The organism is Acetobacter sp. DmW_043, from assembly GCF_002153485.1.
Taxonomy (GTDB): domain Bacteria; phylum Pseudomonadota; class Alphaproteobacteria; order Acetobacterales; family Acetobacteraceae; genus Acetobacter; species Acetobacter thailandicus.
In genome coordinates, this window is record NZ_JOMN01000013.1 from 133649 (window position 1) to 152238 (window position 18590).

General features: G+C 49.9%; 19 protein-coding genes. 11 read left to right on the forward strand and 8 right to left on the reverse strand.

Annotated elements, in window-relative coordinates:
* Nucleotides 1-24 precede the first annotated feature (24 nt).
* The 11 genes from cysT to HK11_RS04830 all read left to right on the forward strand — a co-directional run bounded on the left by cysT (nucleotide 25) and on the right by HK11_RS04830 (nucleotide 11125).
* On the forward strand, nucleotides 25-876 hold the full coding sequence (cysT, locus tag HK11_RS04780; protein WP_086554193.1) for a sulfate ABC transporter permease subunit CysT: 852 nt from the start codon (nucleotides 25-27) through the stop codon (nucleotides 874-876).
* On the forward strand, nucleotides 873-1676 hold the full coding sequence (locus HK11_RS04785) for a sulfate ABC transporter permease (RefSeq protein WP_198943226.1): 804 nt from the start codon (nucleotides 873-875) through the stop codon (nucleotides 1674-1676). Before cysT ends, HK11_RS04785 begins: the two co-directional genes overlap by 4 nt.
* Nucleotides 1673-2734 (forward strand): sulfate/molybdate ABC transporter ATP-binding protein, encoded by a 1062-nt coding sequence (locus tag HK11_RS04790; protein WP_086554195.1) that lies wholly within the window; start codon nucleotides 1673-1675, stop codon nucleotides 2732-2734. Before HK11_RS04785 ends, HK11_RS04790 begins: the two co-directional genes overlap by 4 nt.
* 128 nt (nucleotides 2735-2862) lie before the next feature.
* Nucleotides 2863-3183 carry a DUF2849 domain-containing protein gene (locus HK11_RS04795; RefSeq protein ID WP_086554196.1) on the forward strand — a complete coding sequence of 107 codons (321 nt, stop codon included), beginning with the start codon at nucleotides 2863-2865 and terminating at the stop codon, nucleotides 3181-3183.
* Between the two features lie 49 nt (nucleotides 3184-3232).
* Nucleotides 3233-4927, forward strand: coding sequence for a nitrite/sulfite reductase (locus HK11_RS04800; RefSeq protein ID WP_086554197.1), 1695 nt, complete (start codon nucleotides 3233-3235; stop codon nucleotides 4925-4927).
* Nucleotides 4914-5408: a DUF934 domain-containing protein gene (locus HK11_RS04805; RefSeq protein WP_086554198.1), complete on the forward strand. Its 495-nt coding sequence runs from the start codon at nucleotides 4914-4916 to the stop codon at nucleotides 5406-5408. The genes HK11_RS04800 and HK11_RS04805 overlap by 14 nt, the downstream gene beginning before the upstream one ends.
* Nucleotides 5409-5555: 147 nt before the next feature.
* Entirely contained in the window at nucleotides 5556-7433 is a 1878-nt protein-coding gene (locus HK11_RS04810) for a glycosyltransferase N-terminal domain-containing protein (RefSeq protein ID WP_233133314.1), read from the forward strand.
* Nucleotides 7430-8428, forward strand: coding sequence for a tetraacyldisaccharide 4'-kinase (gene lpxK / locus HK11_RS04815; RefSeq protein WP_086554200.1), 999 nt, complete (start codon nucleotides 7430-7432; stop codon nucleotides 8426-8428). The genes HK11_RS04810 and lpxK overlap by 4 nt, the downstream gene beginning before the upstream one ends.
* 26 nt (nucleotides 8429-8454) lie before the next feature.
* On the forward strand, nucleotides 8455-9351 hold the full coding sequence (locus HK11_RS04820; protein ID WP_086554240.1) for a lauroyl acyltransferase: 897 nt from the start codon (nucleotides 8455-8457) through the stop codon (nucleotides 9349-9351).
* Between the two features lie 39 nt (nucleotides 9352-9390).
* On the forward strand, nucleotides 9391-10191 hold the full coding sequence (locus HK11_RS04825; RefSeq protein ID WP_086554201.1) for an inositol monophosphatase family protein: 801 nt from the start codon (nucleotides 9391-9393) through the stop codon (nucleotides 10189-10191).
* Between the two features lie 94 nt (nucleotides 10192-10285).
* On the forward strand, nucleotides 10286-11125 hold the full coding sequence (locus HK11_RS04830) for a lipid-binding SYLF domain-containing protein (protein WP_086554241.1): 840 nt from the start codon (nucleotides 10286-10288) through the stop codon (nucleotides 11123-11125).
* A 43-nt stretch (nucleotides 11126-11168) separates the two neighbouring features.
* Here the strand turns inward: HK11_RS04830 and mltG are convergent, their stop codons facing one another.
* The 8 genes from mltG to HK11_RS04870 all read right to left on the reverse strand — a co-directional run bounded on the left by mltG (nucleotide 11169) and on the right by HK11_RS04870 (nucleotide 18415).
* Nucleotides 11169-12077 carry an endolytic transglycosylase MltG gene (mltG, locus tag HK11_RS04835; RefSeq protein WP_233133315.1) on the reverse strand — a complete coding sequence of 303 codons (909 nt, stop codon included), beginning with the start codon at nucleotides 12075-12077 and terminating at the stop codon, nucleotides 11169-11171.
* 98 nt (nucleotides 12078-12175) lie between these two features.
* Nucleotides 12176-13453, reverse strand: a complete 1278-nt coding sequence (gene fabF / locus HK11_RS04840; protein ID WP_255375961.1) for a beta-ketoacyl-ACP synthase II — start codon at nucleotides 13451-13453, stop codon at nucleotides 12176-12178.
* 89 nt (nucleotides 13454-13542) lie between these two features.
* Nucleotides 13543-13782, reverse strand: a complete 240-nt coding sequence (locus HK11_RS04845; protein WP_006557907.1) for an acyl carrier protein — start codon at nucleotides 13780-13782, stop codon at nucleotides 13543-13545.
* Between the two features lie 272 nt (nucleotides 13783-14054).
* Nucleotides 14055-14798, reverse strand: a complete 744-nt coding sequence (fabG, locus tag HK11_RS04850) for a 3-oxoacyl-[acyl-carrier-protein] reductase (RefSeq protein ID WP_086554204.1) — start codon at nucleotides 14796-14798, stop codon at nucleotides 14055-14057.
* 36 nt (nucleotides 14799-14834) lie between these two features.
* Nucleotides 14835-15779: an ACP S-malonyltransferase gene (fabD, locus tag HK11_RS04855; protein WP_086554205.1), complete on the reverse strand. Its 945-nt coding sequence runs from the start codon at nucleotides 15777-15779 to the stop codon at nucleotides 14835-14837.
* Between the two features lie 104 nt (nucleotides 15780-15883).
* Nucleotides 15884-17143, reverse strand: coding sequence for a class I SAM-dependent methyltransferase (locus HK11_RS04860; protein ID WP_233133317.1), 1260 nt, complete (start codon nucleotides 17141-17143; stop codon nucleotides 15884-15886).
* A gap of 14 nt (nucleotides 17144-17157) precedes the next feature.
* Complete coding sequence (locus tag HK11_RS04865; protein WP_086554207.1) at nucleotides 17158-17910, reverse strand: glycine betaine ABC transporter substrate-binding protein; 753 nt, start codon at nucleotides 17908-17910, stop codon at nucleotides 17158-17160.
* 145 nt (nucleotides 17911-18055) lie between these two features.
* A complete protein-coding gene (locus HK11_RS04870; RefSeq protein ID WP_086554208.1) occupies nucleotides 18056-18415 on the reverse strand; it encodes a hypothetical protein in 360 nt (119 codons plus the stop codon).
* Between the last annotated feature and the right edge of the window lie 175 nt (nucleotides 18416-18590).

Here is an 18590-nt window from a genome sequence, read left to right on the forward strand (position 1 = left end):
CGCTTGCTTATGGTAGCCGGAAAAATGAAAAAAGCTTTTGCTCTCTTCTGGCAGGGAGGAGATTCCACCCTGCCCGGCTATCGTCTGTCACTTACTGTGACACTCGTCTGGACCGGTTTTTTTATTATTTTGCCTCTTTTTGCTCTGGCATTGCGTCCCTGGCAAAATGGTTTTGGCATGGTTTTGAACGAGCTGCATGATACACGTATGTTTGCAGCGTTATGGACCAGTTTTTCGAGTGCGGTTGCTGCTGCACTCTTAAATATTCCTCTGGGTTTGTTTCTGGCATGGATGCTGGTTCGCGGTCACCTTCCTGGCCGTAAAATGGCTGATGCTCTGATTGATCTGCCACTTGCTATTCCAACTGCGGTGTCAGGCATTACACTGGCTACGCTCTACAGCCCCAGAGGCTGGCTTGGTGCTCCTCTGTCCAAAATAGGCATTGATGTTGCCTATACCCGCACGGGTATTGTTCTGGCTCTTATGTTTGTTGGCCTGCCTTTTATGGTCAGGACAATTGAGCCTGTTTTAAAAAACCTGCCCCACGAGCTTGAAGAGGCAGCCAGACTTCTTGGCGCCAGACCCCGGCAGGTTATAGGGCGGGTTCTGCTCGCACCCCTTATCCCCACAGTTATAACCGGATTTGGCCTCGCTTTTGCGCGGGGTATGGGCGAATATGGCTCTGTTATTTTTATTGCGGGTAATCAGCCGTTTAAAAGTGAAATAGCACCTTTACTTATTGTCGTGCGCCTGCAGGAGTTCGATTATTCCGGTGCTACGGCTATCGCTCTTATTTTGTTGCTGATTTCTTTTCTGTCTCTGATTTTTGTCGGCGCCGTTCGCAAAAAACTCTCAGTCTGGACATCTGCATCATGACCCGCTTTTTTCTGTGGTGCGCAACCTGGGGCCTGATAGGCCTGGTTTTGCTGATGCCACCAGCTGTTATTCTTGCTGAAGCACTGAGTCATGGCATTATGCCCGCTCTGAAAACGCTTCAGGACCCGGATGGTATTGCAGCGATTGAGCTGACACTTGAGGTGACTGTGGTTGCGGTCGTGCTGAATACGATATTTGGCATTCTTGCAGCCTGGCTTCTGACCCGCTTTCGTTTTCCGGGGCGAGGTCTGTTGCTGGTGCTGGTCGAACTGCCTCTGAGCATTTCTCCTGTTGTTTCTGGTCTGGTCTGGCTTTTGTTGTTTGGTGCGCAGGGCTGGTGGGGTTCTGCACTTGATCGTATGGGGATCCAGATCGCTTTTGCGGTGCCTGGTATCATTCTGGCGACATTATTTGTTACCCTGCCCTATGTTGTGCGCACACTTATCCCATTGATGGAGCAGCAGGGGCGTGATGCTGAAGAGGCCGCAACTCTGGCAGGTGCAGGGTTTTGGCAAATTTTGTTCAGAGTGACATTGCCTGGTGCACGGGTTGCGTTATTTTCTGGTGTTCTCATGACAACAGCCCGTGCAATGGGCGAGTTTGGTGCGGTTTCTGTGGTGTCAGGGCATATCCCGGGGCTGACAGAAACAATGCCTTTACATATTGAAAGCCTGTATAATGGTTATCAGACGGTGGCAGCCTTCACGATGGCAGCTCTGCTTGCTTTTATGTCGATGACCGTTGTTTTTTTACGTTCACTTCCTGATTTTATGAACCGCCCCCGGGAAGATCCCTCATGAGTGTTGTTGTTGAAAACCTGATCAGATGTGCTCCCGGTAGTGAGCGCATATTACTCAGTGATGTGTCATTGTCAGTCGAAAGCGGTGCATTTGTCGCCCTTGTCGGGCCATCAGGTGCAGGTAAAACCACCCTTTTGCGTGCTATCGCCGGCCTTGATAAATATGATTCAGGAACTGTTTCCCTGAACGGAGAGACCCTGGCCAGCATTCAGGAGAGAGCGGGAAAAGTCGGTTTTGTGTTTCAGAGCTACGCACTTTTCCCGCATATGACAGTTGCCCGTAACATCAGTTTCGGCCTGGATGTTTTGTCAAAGGCGCAGCGTCCGTCAGCATCTGAGATTTCGGCTCGTGTGCAGGAATTATTAGACCTTATGCAGATTCCTGATCTGGGTAAGGCTTACCCTTCCCGCCTGTCTGGCGGTCAGCGTCAGCGCGTGGCCCTTGCCCGTGCGCTCGCAACGCGTCCTGATGTGTTGCTGCTTGATGAGCCCTTTGGTGCTCTTGATCCGATTGTGCGCCGTGCAATCAGAACCTGGCTTCGTGCGTTACATGATCAGCTTGGCCTGACAACTATTCTCGTCACTCATGATCAGGAAGAAGCACTTGAAGTTGCGGATCGTATTGTCGTGATGCAGCACGGGCGTATTGTGCAGAATGCAAGCCCGGCCCAGCTTGATGAAGCACCCGAAACAGCCTTTGTGATGGAGTTTCTGGGAGAAGCCGTCAGTTTTAAAGGTGTCATCCAGGCTGATACAGGTCTTTTTATACCTGACGAAGCCGGTGTTTTGCCGTTTGCAACCTCATGTCCTGCCGGCCCGGCAGAAGCAATGATACGACCGTTTGAGATTTTTCCTGAAAATGCAGCAACCGGGGGTAAGATTGCGCTGGTGCGTCATGGCCGGCGCAATGGTTTTCTGCATTATTCAGCACAGTTGCCTGAGCGTAGTGTGCCAGTATTTTTTCCGGTGCATACAAAGCACCAGTCCGTTTCTGATTCCTGCCAGGGGTTAAATATTGCAGAGGCCCGTCTTTTCAGAAATGGACAGAGGATTGTTTGATTTCACGTAAAAAACTGTTATTATGCAGCATATACTGGCTGTTTTTCGTCAGATAACAGTATTTTATCAACGATATGCCGGCGTGAATTTCTGCCGGCCTGGCTTCAGATGTGTTGTGAGAGTGTGAAATGGACCGTAGAAATAACCGCCGTGACACAGAAGGGTCGAGTGTTCTGACCGCGAACAATCTGCTTGATGGTCGTATTGTCTGGCTGGCGGCAGATGGATCGTGGCAGCCTTTCCTCAAACAGGCCAGAGTGTTTGATAATACTGAAATTGAGCAGATTCTGCCCAAATATCAGGGTCTGGCTCAGCAGGAAGGTCTGGTTGGCATTTATGGGGTGCAGGTCACTCTGACAGATGCGGGGCCGGTGCCTGTGACAACACGTGAAATTATACGTGCTGATGGCCCAAGCACACACCCTCAGTTTGCTCCTTCGGCCTCCTGATCTGCCTGTCTGGATTTTATTTTTCTTCTTCAGTCAAAGTCGGTAAAAAATGCCCCAAACTCCTCACCCTGCCCTGTCTGTCGGGCGCTATTCTTATGATGCTGTTGATAAAGCTTTTTTAAAGCAGCGCATTGCCCAGTTTCGTGATCAGGTGGCACGCCGTATGTCCGGTGAGCTGACGGAAGAAGAGTTTAAACCGCTTCGGCTGATGAATGGCCTTTATCTGCAGCTCCACGCATACATGCTGCGTGTTGCTATTCCCTATGGTGTTGTCAGCTCTTCACAGATGCGCACTCTGGCGCATATCGCAGAGCGTTATGACCGGGGATACGGGCATTTTACCACCAGGCAGAACATTCAGTTTAACTGGATTAAGCTTGAAGATACGCCGGAAATTCTTGAGCTTCTGGCCGAAACTGAAATGCACGCTATTCAGACAAGCGGCAACTGTATCCGCAACGTAACGGCAGATCAGTTTGCCGGTACCGCCAGTGATGAGGTGCTCGACCCGCGTGTATATGCTGAAATTTTGCGTCAGTGGTCTACCCTGCACCCGGAATTCACCTTTCTGCCGCGTAAGTTCAAAATTGCTATTTCAGGCAGCCCAAGAGACCGTGTTGCAGCACGCTTTCATGATATTGGCCTTAAAGCGCATCCGGGCAAAGATGGCCGTACTGTTTTCGAGGTTTATGTCGGTGGTGGCCTTGGGCGTACCCCCGTTGTCGGCGTTAAGCTGTGTGACGACCTGCCTGAAGAACATCTGATCGCTTATCTTGAGGCGATTTTGCGTGTGTATAATGCTTTTGGCCGTCGCGATAATATCTATAAGGCTCGTATTAAAATTCTGGTGCAGGCTCTTGGTGCCGAAAAATTCCTTGAGCATGTTAATGCCGAATTCGCTGCGATGGACAAAGCCCGCTACAAACTGCCTGAAAGCGTGGTGGAGGATATCCGTGCCCGTTTTGGTGCTCCTGTTTTTCTGCCTCCTGAAGATGCGGCAGAGAAGCTTGCTCAGCAGCGTAAAGCTGACCAGGAGTTTGATGCCTGGGTGAATACCAATACGCATCAGCATAAACAGCCTGGCTATATTTCTGTTACCGTCTCATGCAAACCTCCCGGTGGTATTCCCGGTGATGTGACGGCTGAACAGATGAATGTTCTGGCTGATCTTGCCGATCAGTACAGTTTTGGTGAGCTGCGTATTACACACGTGCAAAACGTTGTGCTGGGTCATGTGCGCCAGGATGCGCTCTATGCGCTGTGGAAAACCCTTCAGACCTATGCTCTGGCAACTGCAAATGCGGGCTTTATTACTGATATTATTGCCTGCCCGGGGCTGGATTACTGCTCGCTTGCTAATGCGCGCTCCCTTCCCATCTCTCAGAAAATCAGCGAACGCTTCTCCAGCCCCGAGCTGCAGCGCGAAATTGGCACTTTGCGCCTGAATATTTCGGGCTGCATTAATGCCTGTGGTCATCATCATGCTGGCCATATCGGCATTCTCGGTGTAGATAAACGCGGACAGGAAGCGTTTCAGATTACTCTTGGTGGCGCGTCTGACCAGAGCGAAGTGTCCATCGGGCAGATCCTCGGCTCAGCACTGTCTGAAGATGAAACCGTTGATGCGATTGCACGTATCATTGACACCTATCTTGCCAGCCGTAAGGCCGGTGAGCAGTTTATTGAGACGTGCCGCCGTTTAGGTAATGCACCGTTCAAGGATGCCGTTTATGCCTCTGCTTAAAAATGGTCAGATTCAGGATGATACCTGGGTTGTAGTTTCAGAGCAGGATACTCTGCCATCGGGGGATATCCTTGTGCCGCTCAGTCAGCTTGATGCTGGTATCGCGCAGAAAAATGGCAGAGAGGGGCGTCTTGGTGTCGTCCTGGCCTCTGGTGATGAGGTTGAGAGCTTACGGAATTTTGTCTCTCAGCTTGATGCCGTAGAGGTGGTATTTCCTGTGTTTCGTGATGGTCGTGGTTTTACCCAGGCGCGTGCTTTGCGCGAGCATCTCAGGTTTGCCGGTGATATTCGCGCATCTGGTCATATCCTGCCTGACCAGTATGAGTTTTTGCTGCGTTGTGGTGTAACCGATGTTGTTCTGCCTGAAGGGGCTGATGTCGCCGCATGGGAGCGTGCGCATAAAGCCTTTACCGTAGCTTACCAGCCCTCAGTGCAGAACGAACGCGCTGAAGGCTTTGCTTTGCGTCGCCGTCTTTTTTAGAGCTGTCTCATTTCTGACCGGCTCAAAACGCCCTCTGTTAAAGAGGCTTTTTTTCAGAAGGCTCTGACAAATATTGTCAGAGCCTATCTTGGTTTTGCTTTAAAAACAACGAGGTGGAGTTTTGAGGTTACGCCAGAAGCCCACACGTTGTTAACTGGTCAAAATGGTCTGACAACAATTGTTGCTTTCTGGCATGAGATATTACCGCTAACACCAGTAATCTGGTGGTGGGCTGAACCTCAAAACTCACAGCTACGTTTATATGTGCTTATCAGCCGCAATGCTGACGGGCGGATGATTGCTGAAATTGTCCGGCCATGGCGTATCTGGTCCATTGCCGGGTCTTCTGATCGTAAAGGAAAAAATAAAGGGGGCGCAGCGGCTATACGCCGTATGCGCGCATGTTTAAAAAATGGCAGTCTGGTTGCTATTACCCCTGACGGGCCACGTGGTCCTCGTCGTATTGTGCAGCAGGGCACGCTGGCTCTGGCCTCACTGACAGATAAACCGGTGGTGCCTGTGGGTGCATCCTGCTCTGGTTTTCGTTTAAAATCATGGGATAAAATGTTTTTTCCTCTGCCTTTTGGTCGGGGTGCTTTTGTTTGTGCTGATCCGATTTATCCCGATAGAAAAAATGAAGAAGCAACTCATCAGCTGACCGAAAGTCTGACCAGGCAAATGATGCTGGCGGAAGAAAAAAGATGCCACAGGACAGTATCAGCCTCCTCTGCTTTTTTTCATCCTCTGAAAATTACCCCTTCCTGCCTGTGGTATGGTGCTGCAAGCGTTTTATCACCTGCTTTGCCATTTCTCCTTCGCTGGCGTCAGAGCAAAGGTAAAGAGCTGCCATCCCGTGTACGTGAGAAAATGGGGTTTGCGACATGCTCTCGTCCCAGTGGAAAGGTGATATGGTTCCATGCCGCCAGTGTTGGTGAAGTTGTTTCAGTTTTGCCGCTTGTCGAAAGTTGTCTGACATATAATCCTGACTGTCATGCGCTTGTGACAACAGGTACGGTGACAGCTGCTCAGCTTGTCGAAAAAAGAAAAAATACTTTAAAAACAAATAATAATATCATTCATCAGTTTGTACCGTTTGATGTGCCCCGCTGGGGTAAGAGATTTTTGTCTTACTGGCAGCCTCAGGTTGCCGTTTTTACTGAGAGTGAGCTGTGGCCAAATCTTTTCGGCCTGTGTCATGCTAAAAATCTTCCGGTAATCCTGGTCAACGGGCGAATGTCAGAGCGTTCACTGGCCACATGGTCAAAAGCACCTGATGTTATTCGTCGTATGCTTGAGCGGTGTCGCTGGGTTTTTCCGCGCTCGGCGCAGGATAAAGCGCATTTTTCCGCCTTTGGCCGTCTGAATTATGGCCCCACAGGCGATATTAAAATGGCCGCCCCGCCTCTGCCTGTTGATGAAAAAGCTTTGCTGCAGGTGAAAAAATGCACTGAGGGGCGTCCGGTTTTTCTGGCAGCCTCCACGCATGAGGGTGAAGAAGAGATCATTTTGCAGGCTGCTGCTCTTGCAAGAAAAAAAATACCACAACTTCTGACAGTTATCGTTCCCCGGCATCCTGAGCGTGGTAATGTTGTTGCCGCTCTTGCCGGGGGGGCGCCACGCCGTTCGATGGGGGCGCTCCCTGACAGCACTACGCCCGTATGGGTGTGTGATACTCTGGATGAGCTGGGTTTGTTTTACCGTGTTTCAGACTGCGTATTTATCGGCAACAGCCTGGAAGAGGTTAAGGGGCATGGTGGCGGGCATAATCCGCTTGAGCCTGCCCGGCTTGATAATGCCCTGGCCACGGGGCCGCTGATCCAAAACTTTACCGATGCTTTTGAAATGCTTGGTCAGAGTGTCACAGTAACGCGTTCAGCAGAAAGCCTGGCAGAGTGGGTCATCTCTGTGTTGTCAGACAAACAGGTGATGATGGCGCGTGCGATCGCCGCTAAAGAAGCTATTGCCGGTCACTCAGGTTTACTGATGACGTTAACAGAAAAAATTATGGCCCTGGTGCAGGCATGAGACAATCGCCTCTTTTCTGGCAAAAACAGCAAACAGGCTGGCAGTCATTACTGCTTTCACCTTTAGCCTGGGGCGTTAAGCTCATTGCAGCAGGAAAAGAGAGGCAGCGTAGTTTTAAGGCGCCTGTGCCGGTTTTATGCTGTGGTAATATAACAACCGGAGGCACTGGTAAGACAACAGTCGTAATCGACTTTGCTGTTCGCTTAAAAAATAAAAATATTACGCCGCATATTTTACTGCGTGGCTACGGGGGCAAACTCAAAGGGCCCGTTCAGGTTGATCTGACACGTCATACAGCTGAAGATGTAGGGGATGAAGCACTGCTGCTCGCAGCAGTAAGCCCGACATGGATCGGTGGAAACCGTGCTTTATCAGCGCGTGCGGCCGTGGCCCGTGGTGCACAGTGCCTGATTATGGATGATGGTTTTCAAAACTTTACCCTCCATAAAGATTTTTCTTTGCTGATTATTGATGGTGCGGCAGGCCTGGGAAACGGACAGGTTCTTCCTGCCGGTCCGTTGCGGGAAAGTCCGCAACGGGCACTGTCACGTGCTTCTGCGATTATAATAATTGGTGAGGATAAGACAGGCTTTCTGTCACGTTATGCAGGCAGTTTCCCGCCAGAAAAAATCATACAGGCGGGTTTGCAAACCTGTTTTGCTGACAGCATTGCGCTGAGAGATAAAAACTGTATTGCTTTTGCTGGGATAGGCCGACCTGGTAAGTTTTTTGACAGCCTGGCGAAGGCTGGTATTACCCTGGTGAAAACCATATCTTTTGCTGACCATCATTTTTATAAAACTGCAGAGCTTGAGTGTTTGCAGGCTCTGGCGGGTGAACATCAGGCACAGCTTGTGACAACGCCTAAAGATTATGCCAGATTACCGGAGTTTTTTCGCTCCGTTGTCAGCGTAACAGATGTGGAGCTGGTCTGGCAGGATGATGCAGTGCCTGAGAAAATTTTGCATACACTCATGCCGGAGACAGGCTTGTGAGCTTTTTTAATAAGAAAACGGCTCTGATGAAAGCTGAGGCTCTGCTTTGCTCTGTTGTGCTGGCATGCCTGAAAAAAGCAGGTCCTGTGAGGGCTTCAGACATAGCCGGAAAATTTTGCCGGCTTCTTGGTCCGTTTCTGCCGCCGTCAAAAATTGCTGACCGTAATTTGCAGATGGCTATGCCTGAGCTGACATCAAAGCAAAGGCAGGATATTATTCGTGGAGTATGGGAAAACCTTGGGCGTACTGCTGGCGAGTTTCCTCATCTTTCCACACTCAGAGAAAATACGCCTGAGGGGCAGCCTGGTTATGAGGTGCAGGGAGCTGAGCATCTGAAGGCACTGGCTCAACATCAGGGGCCTGTTCTGTTTGTTTCAGGCCATATAGGAAACTGGGAGATGCTGCCCCCGGCGGTTGCACGCTACGGCACTCCTTTTGCTTCGTTTTACAGAGCGGCGGGCAACCGGAAGGTTGATGCGATGATCCGTTCTTTGCGTGATGCCGCGATGGGCCCCGACCCTGTGCCATTATTTGCTAAAGGAGCTGAGGGCGCCAGGGCGGCTTTACGTTATGTGGCAAAAAGTGGCAGGCTGGGCATGCTGGTTGATCAGAAAATGAATGACGGCATAGAAGCGCGCTTATTTGGTCTGCCGGCTATGACGGCCCCTGCACTGGCCAGTATGGCACTTAAATATCGTTGCCCGGTTATTCCGGGGTATGTTGTGCGTCTTGGCCCTGCCCGTTTGCGTATTGTGGTTGAGCCGCCCATGGTTTTGCCGCAAACAGGCGATAAACAGCAGGATCTGGCAACATTAGTGCAGATGATTAATGACCGCCTTGAAAGCTGGGTAAGACAAAAGCCTGAAAGCTGGTTGTGGTTACATCGGCGCTGGCCTAAATCGTTATATCGTAAAACACGCTGAGACAGATCCCAGCTGAATTTATATGTCGGAGTGCATGGTATGTCTTCTGTTCTGAGCCCCTCTGTTGCTTATCGTCTGGAGGCAGCGCGCGCAGTTGTAAGTGATGCAGCTCGTCTTGCTATGTCGATGCGCCCTCCTTCAGGCGGGCCGGTTGCAACGCAGAAATCTTCCCAGGACTGGCTGACAGAGACTGACGGTGCCGTTGAGGCCTTTATTGCAGAGCGGATGAAAACGTTATTCCCTGATGATGGTTTTCAGGGGGAGGAAGAAGGTGTCGTACGTGCCGGTGCTCTGCGCTGGGTTGTCGACCCGATTGACGGGACATCAAACTATGCGCGTGGTCGCAATCGCTGGTGTGTCTCTCTGGGGCTGCTTGAAGGTGATGAGCCAGTTGCCGGCGTGATAGAGGCGCCTGCTCTGGGTGAAGTATATACAGCGCTGCGAGGACATGGAGCATTTCTTAACGGCAGGCGCATTCACGCTTCTTCGGTTAAAGATCCGGCCAGTGCCATGATTGAAATGGGCTGGAGTAATCGCGTTCCCAAAGATGTTTTTATTGAAAAAACTGATGCCATTATGGGGCTGGGTGCTATGCCTCGCTCAGGCGGGTCCGGCGCTCTGGCACTGGCAGATGTTGCCTGTGGTCGTCTCGATGGGTATGTCGAGATTGTTATTAACTTATGGGATGTTGCCGCTGCCCTGCCTTTGCTGGCTGAAGCGGGAGCCTGCGTTTCTCCCTTCCTGAAAACAGGCGGGTTAACCGGTGCCGCAACTATTCTGGCTGCGGCACCTCATATTGCCCGCCCTCTTTCTGAGGCAGTGAATATTCCTCTTGAATAAGAGGTTACAGTTCATCCTCTCTCTGTTAGCTTAATAAAATCAAAGGAAAAACACACCAGATGTTTTTCTGCCCGGGTATATGGAGATCATAATTATGCGGTCAGTTCGTCGTTTTTCTGCTTGTGCTTTAGCTGTCGGTGCAGTGGCCCTTTCCGGCTCTTCTCCGTCCCATGCGAGCGCAGCTCAGGATTATCAGACACTGGTTGATAAAGCCGCTCTGACTGTTCAGGATATTTTTCTTGGGGTGAAGCCGACCAGTGCTGTTGCGGTTGATCTGGCAAAAGCGCGTGCTGTCATGATCTGCCCTTCAATTTTCAGAATGTCAGTCGTGTTCGGTGGCTCTGGCGGTGGTTGCGTACTGCTGGCACGTGATGCCCGGGGCTCATGGTCTGATCCGGCATTTTATACAATGAGCTCCGGATCTTTTGGTATTCAGCTGGGCATTCAGAACTCTCAGACGATGTTCTTTATTATGACAGATCGCGGGCTGCAGGCTCTGCTTGACAGTCAGTTTCAGTTTAATGCGAATGCCAGTGCAAATTTTGCAACGATCAGCACGAATGCTGAAGCAGGTAACGCCGGAGCCAGAAATACTGACATTTATGTTGCACAGAAATCGCAGGGAGCTTTTGCCGGAGTTTCAATCGGTGGCAGCAAGCTGAAAGTAAACAGCGATGCAAACCGGCAATATTATAAACAGGTTGTTGGCCCGGAAGATATTCTCATTACAATGAGAGTTAATAATCAGGGTGCCGATCCGCTGCGAAGTGTACTGATGCGTTACAGCAAGCTCGCAGGCGTTAAGCAGGCGACATCGGCGGTGAAGGCCTCTGCTGCGGCCTCAGATGCAGTTGTATCTGACACAGTGCCTTCTTACTCAGCATCTAAAGGTGTTGGCACGGTAAAAAGTGAAACTTTGTCTCCGGCTAAGTAGCCTTTAACGCATAAAGGGTTTTTTCTTTTACCTGAAAAAACCCTTATTTTCTTTTATTTCGATAATAATTTTCAACATTTTTATTATGCTCTTTAAGGTCATTCGTAAAATTATGACCTCCCTCACCTGTTGCCATAAAATACAGGTCTGAACTTTTTGCCGGATGCGCTGCAGCATAAAGAGAGGAAAAACCAGGTGAGCAGACTGGCCCGGGAGGCAGCCCTTTATGCAGATAAGTATTATAGGGACTTTCGATCTGTAAATCAGCATGTGTTAAAGGCCGGTCAAGTGGCTCCAGTCCATTAGTAAGAGAAAAAATCACGGCAGGGTCAGTCTGTAGTTTCATCCCCTTGTGCAGGCGGTTAAGGAAAACACCAGCGACCTTAGAGCGTTCAGACGGCACAGAAGTTTCTTTTTCGATAAGAGATGCCAGAGTGATCAGCGCATTTTTGTCCGGTATTTTTTCATCTGCCTCGCGATCTTCCCAGATTTTCTCTACGGCGTGGGTCATAGCCTCCTGAGTGCGTTTCAGAAGTTCATCACGAGAGGTATTGCGCAGGTAAAGATAGGTCTGAGGCAGTACACTCCCTTCTCCTGGTCTTGCTATATGTCCGTTCAGAAAAGAGGCGTTATTAATTAATGCCTGTATCTGTGCGGCTGATAAACCTTCCGGAATTGTCAGCTTATGCATAATAGGGCGGCCATGACGTAAAACAGAAAGTGTTTGTTTTATAGAAGCATGGGCAGGGAAAAGAAGTTCTGCAGCGTGTAGCTGCCCGTCTTTTTTTGTAAGGAAAATAAAGAAAGAGGTCAGGCGTGCATAGAGGCCCCCCTGAGGGATAACGCCTTCATGCTGCAGTGTATTAATAATGCGGGCGTGATCGCCATGGTGTACCAGTACTGCGGTGTCCTGTCTTAGTGGACCTGGTACGACATATGCTTTTTTAAGCAAAAAAAATGTGCCTCCTGCTCCGGCAAGGAGCAGAAAGCACAAAAGGACGAAAAATTTACGCATTAGTTTTTAATTTCCGGCAGAAATAAAAAACTTTATCAGACGCGACGTACAATCAGACTGGCATTGGTGCCACCAAAGCCAAAGCTGTTAGAAAGTGCCACATCAATTTTTCTCTGCTGCGCAGTATGCGCTACCCGATCGATCACACTCTCACGAGATGGATTATCGAGGTTCAGTGTAGGTGGGGCAACATTGTCACGAATGGCAAGCATGCTGAAAATCGCTTCGATAGCGCCAGCTGCACCCAGCAGATGCCCGGTTGCTGATTTCGTTGATGACATAGCCAGAGACCTGGCAGAATCACCAAACAGACGCTCAACAGCTTCAAGCTCCAGATCATCTGCCATGGTTGAAGTGCCATGAGCATTAACATAGTTGATATCAGAGGCTGTGATATCTGCACTTTTCAGGGCGGCAGTCATAGCGCGGAAAGCACCATCATGCCCTTCTGCCGGTGCTGTAATATGATAAGCATCGCCAGACATGCCATAGCCGATAACTTCAGCATAAATTTTTGCACCGCGGGCTTTGGCGTGCTCGTATTCTTCGAGCACAACAACCCCGGCACCCTCTCCCATTACAAAGCCATCGCGGTCTTTGTCCCATGGACGGGATGCCTTCTGAGGCGTGTCGTTGAAACTGGTTGAAAGCGCTTTTGTTGCACAAAACCCTGCAATGCCTAATTTACAGACAGCAGCTTCCGTGCCGCCTGCAACCATTACATCAGCTTCGCCCAGAGCAATGATTTTAGCAGCATCGCCAATAGCATGTACACCTGAGGCACATGCTGTTACCACAGCGTGGTTAGGTCCTTTAAAGCCATATTTAATAGAAACATGACCTGAAACCAGATTAATCAGAGCTGATGGAATAAAGAAAGGTGAAACGCGGTTAGCGCGACCTTCTGCAACCTGTAATGATGTTTCATAAATCGTCTGCAGACCACCAATGCCTGAGCCGATCATTACACCTGTTGCGCAACGCTCTTCTTCAGTTGATGGTACCCAGCCGGAATCCTGAACAGCTTCTGTGGCCGCAATCATCCCCATACAGATGAAACGGTCCATTTTACGCTGGTCTTTGGTGGAAATCCACTCAGAGAGAGTTAATTTTCCCTCTGCGGCTGGCCCTTCAGGCACTTCACCAGCGACATGACAGGGAAGACCGGCAGGATCAAATGCGCTGATCTGAGCGATACCGCTTTCACCAGCAATCAGACGAGACCATACGTTCTCTACGCCGAGGCCCAGAGGCCCCACAATGCCCATGCCTGTAACGACAACGCGTCTACGGTCCTTGGCTGAATGTCGCAAATGAAATGGCTCCACATTTAAATAATTAATGTGGTCCCTCAACAGATCAGAGGGACCCTCTTAAAGACCTGAATAAGCTAATACTTATTTCAGGCAGCTTTTTGTTTTTCGATATAATCGATCGCATCTTTTACTGTTGCGATTTTTTCAGCTGCATCTTCAGGGATTTCGACATTAAAAGCTTCTTCGAAAGCCATTACCAGCTCAACGGTGTCGAGGCTGTCTGCACCCAGATCGTCAATAAAAGACGCTTCAGGTGTTACTTTGCTCTCTTCAACGCCAAGATGTTCAACGACGATTTTCTTAACTTTGTCAGCGATTTCGCTCATTTGTATCTATTTCCTGTGTGCCCAATATATAATTGGGACTGGTTATCCGAACCTAAAGCGGTCCGTCGTATCCTGATGCAACTTACGGTCTGAGCCTTAACGCTCATAGCCACGCAAAACAAGAGTGCCGGCCCATAGCATGTTTTTTATACACAAGCCAGTATCAACCACTCAAAATATATTCCAGATGGTTTCATGCAAGAACATCATATATGTCTACCTGGCATATTTGAAAAAAAAAAGCACGATTTCTATGGGCTGTTATCTGAAAGTCAGAGCATTGCCATGCCGCCGTTGACGTGTAGTACAGCGCCTGTCACCCATCTGGCCTCATCAGAGCACAGATAAAGTGCTGCTGCTGCAATATCCTTTGGCTCACCGAGCGTTCCCAGCGGAATTTTTGCCAGAAGTTTTTCTTTCTGGGCATCCGTCAGTACACTTGTCATCGGGGTATCAATAAAACCCGGGGCAATGACGTTAACCGTCACACCGCGTGAGCCGACTTCCTGAGCAAGAGATTTGCTCATGCCGATCAGACCAGCTTTGGCGGCAGAGTAATTGGCCTGACCAGGATTGCCTGTTGCCCCCACGATTGAGGCAATATTGACAATGCGTCCTTTTCTTTTGCGGAGCATACCTTTCAGGGCAGCACGGCATAAACGGAAAGGAGAAGACAAATCGAGATTAATTACCTGATCCCATTCTTCGTCCTTCATGCGAATGGCAAGATTATCGCGTGTCAGACCGGCATTATTGATAAGAATATCAACAGGAGCCCCTGCGGCTTCTTCAGCGCGGGCAATCAGAGTGTCGGCTTCTTCGGGGGAGGAAAGATTAGCGACAACGTAGCTGGCGCGGCGGTCACCCAGCATTTCTGCGTGCGTCTGTAAAACCAGTTCACGCGTGCCGGTAAGAACAACATGAGCGCCATGCTCATGGAGTGTTGTTGCAATAGCGCTGCCTATACCACCTGTCGCGCCGGTGATCAGAGCAACTTTTCCTTCCAGATTAAACATATTCTGCAATTTTCCTCTTATAATTAACGTGTTTTATTAAAGTGTTTTCAGAAAATTTTCTATATCAGCCGGTGTGCCGACGGAAAGAACAGATGATTCGCTGCTGATCCGGCGAATCAGCCCGGAGAGCACTTTGCCTGCTCCGATTTCAATAAAAGACTCAACGCCGGCAGATACCATATTTTCCACACTTTCGCGCCAGCGAACCTGCCCGGTGACCTGGTTGATCAGGTTTGTACGAATCGTTTGAGTATCCGTTTCCTGCTCGGCGGTGACGTTAGCAATAACAGGTACGACCGGTGGCATAACAGGGGCTTTAGCCAGAGCTTCAGCCATCGTTTCCTGGGCCGGACGCATCATGGAGCAATGAAACGGGGCTGAGACGGGCAGTTTCAGAGCACGTTTAATTTTCATTTCTTTCGCTATGAGAATGGCTTTCTCAATGCCGTCAGTCTGCCCTGAAATAACAGTCTGCCCGCCACCATTATCATTTGCGATTTCAACAATTCCGTCACTGCTGGCAGCTTTACAGATTTCTCTTACCTGCTCAGGGGTTGCGCCAATAATAGCAGCCATAGCACCCTCACCTGCCGGCACGGCTTTCTGCATAGCCTGACCACGAAGGCGCAGCAAACGTGCCGTCTCTGCTATGTTCAGTGAGCGTCCGGCGGCAAGTGCGGCATATTCTCCCAGTGAGTGCCCCGCCAGAAAAGTGGCTTTCTTTTTAAGGTCAAGACCACCTTCAGTTTCAAGAACCCGTAAAACAGCCATTGAAACAGCCATAAGGGCTGGCTGTGCATTATCTGTTGCAGTTAAAGTTTCGGCCGGTCCCTCAAAGATGACCTTCGAAAGCTTTTCGCCCAGAGCCTCATCAACTTCCTCAAAGACAGCGCGGGCTGCGGGAAAAGCGGCTGCAAGGTCAGCACCCATGCCAACTGACTGGCTGCCCTGCCCCGGAAAAACAAAAGCATAAACGGTCATAGTCTTTTTACTTTGCTCAAAAATGGATGGTGTTTGTTATGGAAGCGAAGACCTTCGCATAGCATTGCCTCTGATATTATAGAAGATGATATCAGGTGCGTTGCTTATGACGGAGCCTGAAGCAGTACGCGGTTGAGACTTTCAAGAACGGAGAAAGTTTCACGCCATACTGTCTCGAATTTAGTGTCAGGAACGCCCCGGGTTGCAAGAATCTGTGCAATGTCACCGACAGACCGAACGCCATCAATTAAAGGTAAAATACCACGTGCCTGAGGCGGAAGAGCGATGGGAACCACCAGCGTACCAAAGGAAAATGGTAATATATGATCAGGCGTCATTTGCATCGCGAGTTCTGTACCGGGGATTTCTCTCATGACCGGCACAGAATCATGGGCCATAAAATCCGGTGGCAATGTCGGGTTAGTATTTTTTACGACATAGGCAACATGAGTGGCCATGTTCCCTGCGAGAGATTCGGCAAGAGCCGCCTGCTCTCTGAAGCTGAGAGAAGAAATGACAGTGCGTAATTTTGCGTCGGGCAGGAAGAGCGATGGATTATAACGCGCAGGCTCAAGCAGGCATGCTGTTTTCAGACCGGCGTTGTCGATCAGATCAAGAAACCTGGGTGCGGTATAAGCGCGGTCTCTCGGGTTGAGGAGGAGATCATACAAGCCAGCATCACCACCGCTCAGATGATCGCCGAAATTACCATTCTGGCGGAGCCAGGCGGTTGCCGGCAGATAACGCATAACGCGACGTGCAATATCCAACCGTGTTTTTGGCGCGTCGCTTACAGGTGCAAGCTGTTGCAACGCATCCTGCAGCATATAAACCCCCGTTCGGCCATAAGGTGCATAGACCATAAGGCCCATGCCGCCATCAGCAGCAAGGGAGTTATTCAGTATTTGTAACGCGGCTTCAGGGTCAGGAAGATGGTGGAGCACACCGCAGCAGTCGATATAGTCAAACAGCCCGAGATTAAGAGAGGGAATCTGATCTATCGAAGCCTGAATGAAGCGGATATTTGTAAGTTTTCGCTCTGTCGCCCGTGCTTTTGCTACAGATAACGCTTTATCGGAGCGGTCAAGACAAAGCACCTCACCCGAACGGTCAGCACGTGTCATGTGTGTCGCAAGCATAATGGCGGCATCACCTGTGCCACATCCCGCGATCAATACGTTCAGTGGGGTCGTGCGTGGTCGCCTCGCTTTGAAAACCCAGTAATCGATTTCTCTGAGGTGACTGGGGCTGCCAATCAGCAGCCTTTTTCGTTCGTCCAGCGGGTTGCGCTCAGGGTAAGGATAAGACTCATACTGTGCAGCCAGACTATTGTCGCGCTCATCAGTTGTGTTGTGTTGTGACAAGGTCCGCTCCCCTTTTAGCGCGGAATCAGTTTGCCACGCTGCCATGCCTCAGCCGCTTCATCAGCAGAGAGACCCTCTGTGCGCATGGCGTAATCCATGGCGCTGATGATCTTAGTGCTGAGCATAAGTTCATCAAGTTCGTCGCGCAGGTCAATATCCATTTCTTCAGCGAGGCCCGGGCGAAGCAGCATATGGGCAGCTTTATTCTGAGGAAGAACGTTTTTTGGCTCATCAAGGGATGACAGGCTGGCCTGATGAAGGAGGAAGCACGGATCGGTCAGAATCATGAGGGACGCGGTATTGTTATCTAACGCGTCTGCGAGAGCTGAAAGAGCCTGATCGTCTGGCATGCTCTGCAGGGTGAAACCGGCTTCATTCAGGTTATATGCGGTAATAATTTTTTCGGCCTGCTGGCGCAGGGAATCCTGTACAATAATCGTGCGAGAGAAAGGAATTTCTTTTTCTGTCAGGTCGTTAAGCGACGCAAACCCTGAGTTGCTGTCTGGCAGATAGCAGCGCGTGCCAGGCTGAAATAAATTGCCAAGCTGCGTTACACCATTTGTAATCAGGGCGTCATCAGCTCCTGGCAGCCAGGCAGAGATATACAGATCAATTTCGCCATCGCTGAGCATCTGTCCGAGAATATCTTTAGGACCAATTGTGACTTCAGGTTCAATATCATGCGCTTCAATGACGCGGATAATGGCCGCTGCAGTCGCTTCATGTATCGTGTTTTCCGGATGAGCGAGCGTAAGAGTGGTTGTCATTTCAAGGGTTCCCTGGCAGCACAGCTAAGATTAAAGTTGTTGCAGCAGCAGAAAGCCCTTGATGCAATCCCTTAAAATAAGTTTCTGCCCTTAATATGCAGTAAAGCGACAGAAAATGGTGAAAACTATATCGGCAGAGCCGGTATCAGCCTGCTGCAACAATTTTTTCCTGACGTGGCAGCACGGGGCGGATCATCAGCAGGGCGTCTGCAAAAGAAGAAAACTGACCGAGTGAATTTTCCCGTATGGCATCGACCACGACCCATTTGTTGCCAAGAGAGAAAATTTTATAAGCCGGATCAGCGGTCTCGCGCACCCATACAACGACATATTCAGACGATGAGCCTGCACGTTTCTCGGTCGAAGAAAATACATCTGCATCACACAGGCCCATTGGCAGGCCGGCTTCGAGCCAGCGTGAAAGATAGTCGCGGTGATGAGGGAGGATTTCCAGCTGGAATGGAAGTATCTGGCAGGCGGACGATGCTTCGTTCGTGTGCAACATAATCTTACATCCTGTCATTACATTATCAGAGGCGCTGTGTTGCCTCTGTTTGTATCGGATGCAGATCCGGACCGCTACGGTAAAGTTTCTTTTTCGCCTCCAAAAGAGGCAGAAAAGAACCTGAGTTGCACAAAAAACACACTATCTTGAGTGGAAAGTGAAATAATTGCCTAAA

What these genes read in the sequence shown, in the direction of transcription:
- cysT (WP_086554193.1), top strand. Translation starts at nt 25, where the DNA reads ATGAAAAAAGCTTTTGCTCTCTTCTGGCAGGGAGGAGATTCCACCCTG.
- HK11_RS04785 (WP_198943226.1), top strand. Translation starts at nt 873, where the DNA reads ATGACCCGCTTTTTTCTGTGGTGCGCAACCTGGGGCCTGATAGGCCTG.
- HK11_RS04790 (WP_086554195.1), top strand. Translation starts at nt 1,673, where the DNA reads ATGAGTGTTGTTGTTGAAAACCTGATCAGATGTGCTCCCGGTAGTGAG.
- HK11_RS04795 (WP_086554196.1), top strand. Translation starts at nt 2,863, where the DNA reads ATGGACCGTAGAAATAACCGCCGTGACACAGAAGGGTCGAGTGTTCTG.
- HK11_RS04800 (WP_086554197.1), top strand. Translation starts at nt 3,233, where the DNA reads ATGCCCCAAACTCCTCACCCTGCCCTGTCTGTCGGGCGCTATTCTTAT.
- HK11_RS04805 (WP_086554198.1), top strand. Translation starts at nt 4,914, where the DNA reads ATGCCTCTGCTTAAAAATGGTCAGATTCAGGATGATACCTGGGTTGTA.
- lpxK (WP_086554200.1), top strand. Translation starts at nt 7,430, where the DNA reads ATGAGACAATCGCCTCTTTTCTGGCAAAAACAGCAAACAGGCTGGCAG.
- HK11_RS04820 (WP_086554240.1), top strand. Translation starts at nt 8,455, where the DNA reads ATGAAAGCTGAGGCTCTGCTTTGCTCTGTTGTGCTGGCATGCCTGAAA.
- HK11_RS04825 (WP_086554201.1), top strand. Translation starts at nt 9,391, where the DNA reads ATGTCTTCTGTTCTGAGCCCCTCTGTTGCTTATCGTCTGGAGGCAGCG.
- HK11_RS04830 (WP_086554241.1), top strand. Translation starts at nt 10,286, where the DNA reads ATGCGGTCAGTTCGTCGTTTTTCTGCTTGTGCTTTAGCTGTCGGTGCA.
- HK11_RS04845 (WP_006557907.1), bottom strand. Translation starts at nt 13,782, where the DNA reads ATGAGCGAAATCGCTGACAAAGTTAAGAAAATCGTCGTTGAACATCTT.
- fabG (WP_086554204.1), bottom strand. Translation starts at nt 14,798, where the DNA reads ATGTTTAATCTGGAAGGAAAAGTTGCTCTGATCACCGGCGCGACAGGT.
- fabD (WP_086554205.1), bottom strand. Translation starts at nt 15,779, where the DNA reads ATGACCGTTTATGCTTTTGTTTTTCCGGGGCAGGGCAGCCAGTCAGTT.
- HK11_RS04865 (WP_086554207.1), bottom strand. Translation starts at nt 17,910, where the DNA reads ATGACAACCACTCTTACGCTCGCTCATCCGGAAAACACGATACATGAA.
- HK11_RS04870 (WP_086554208.1), bottom strand. Translation starts at nt 18,415, where the DNA reads ATGTTGCACACGAACGAAGCATCGTCCGCCTGCCAGATACTTCCATTC.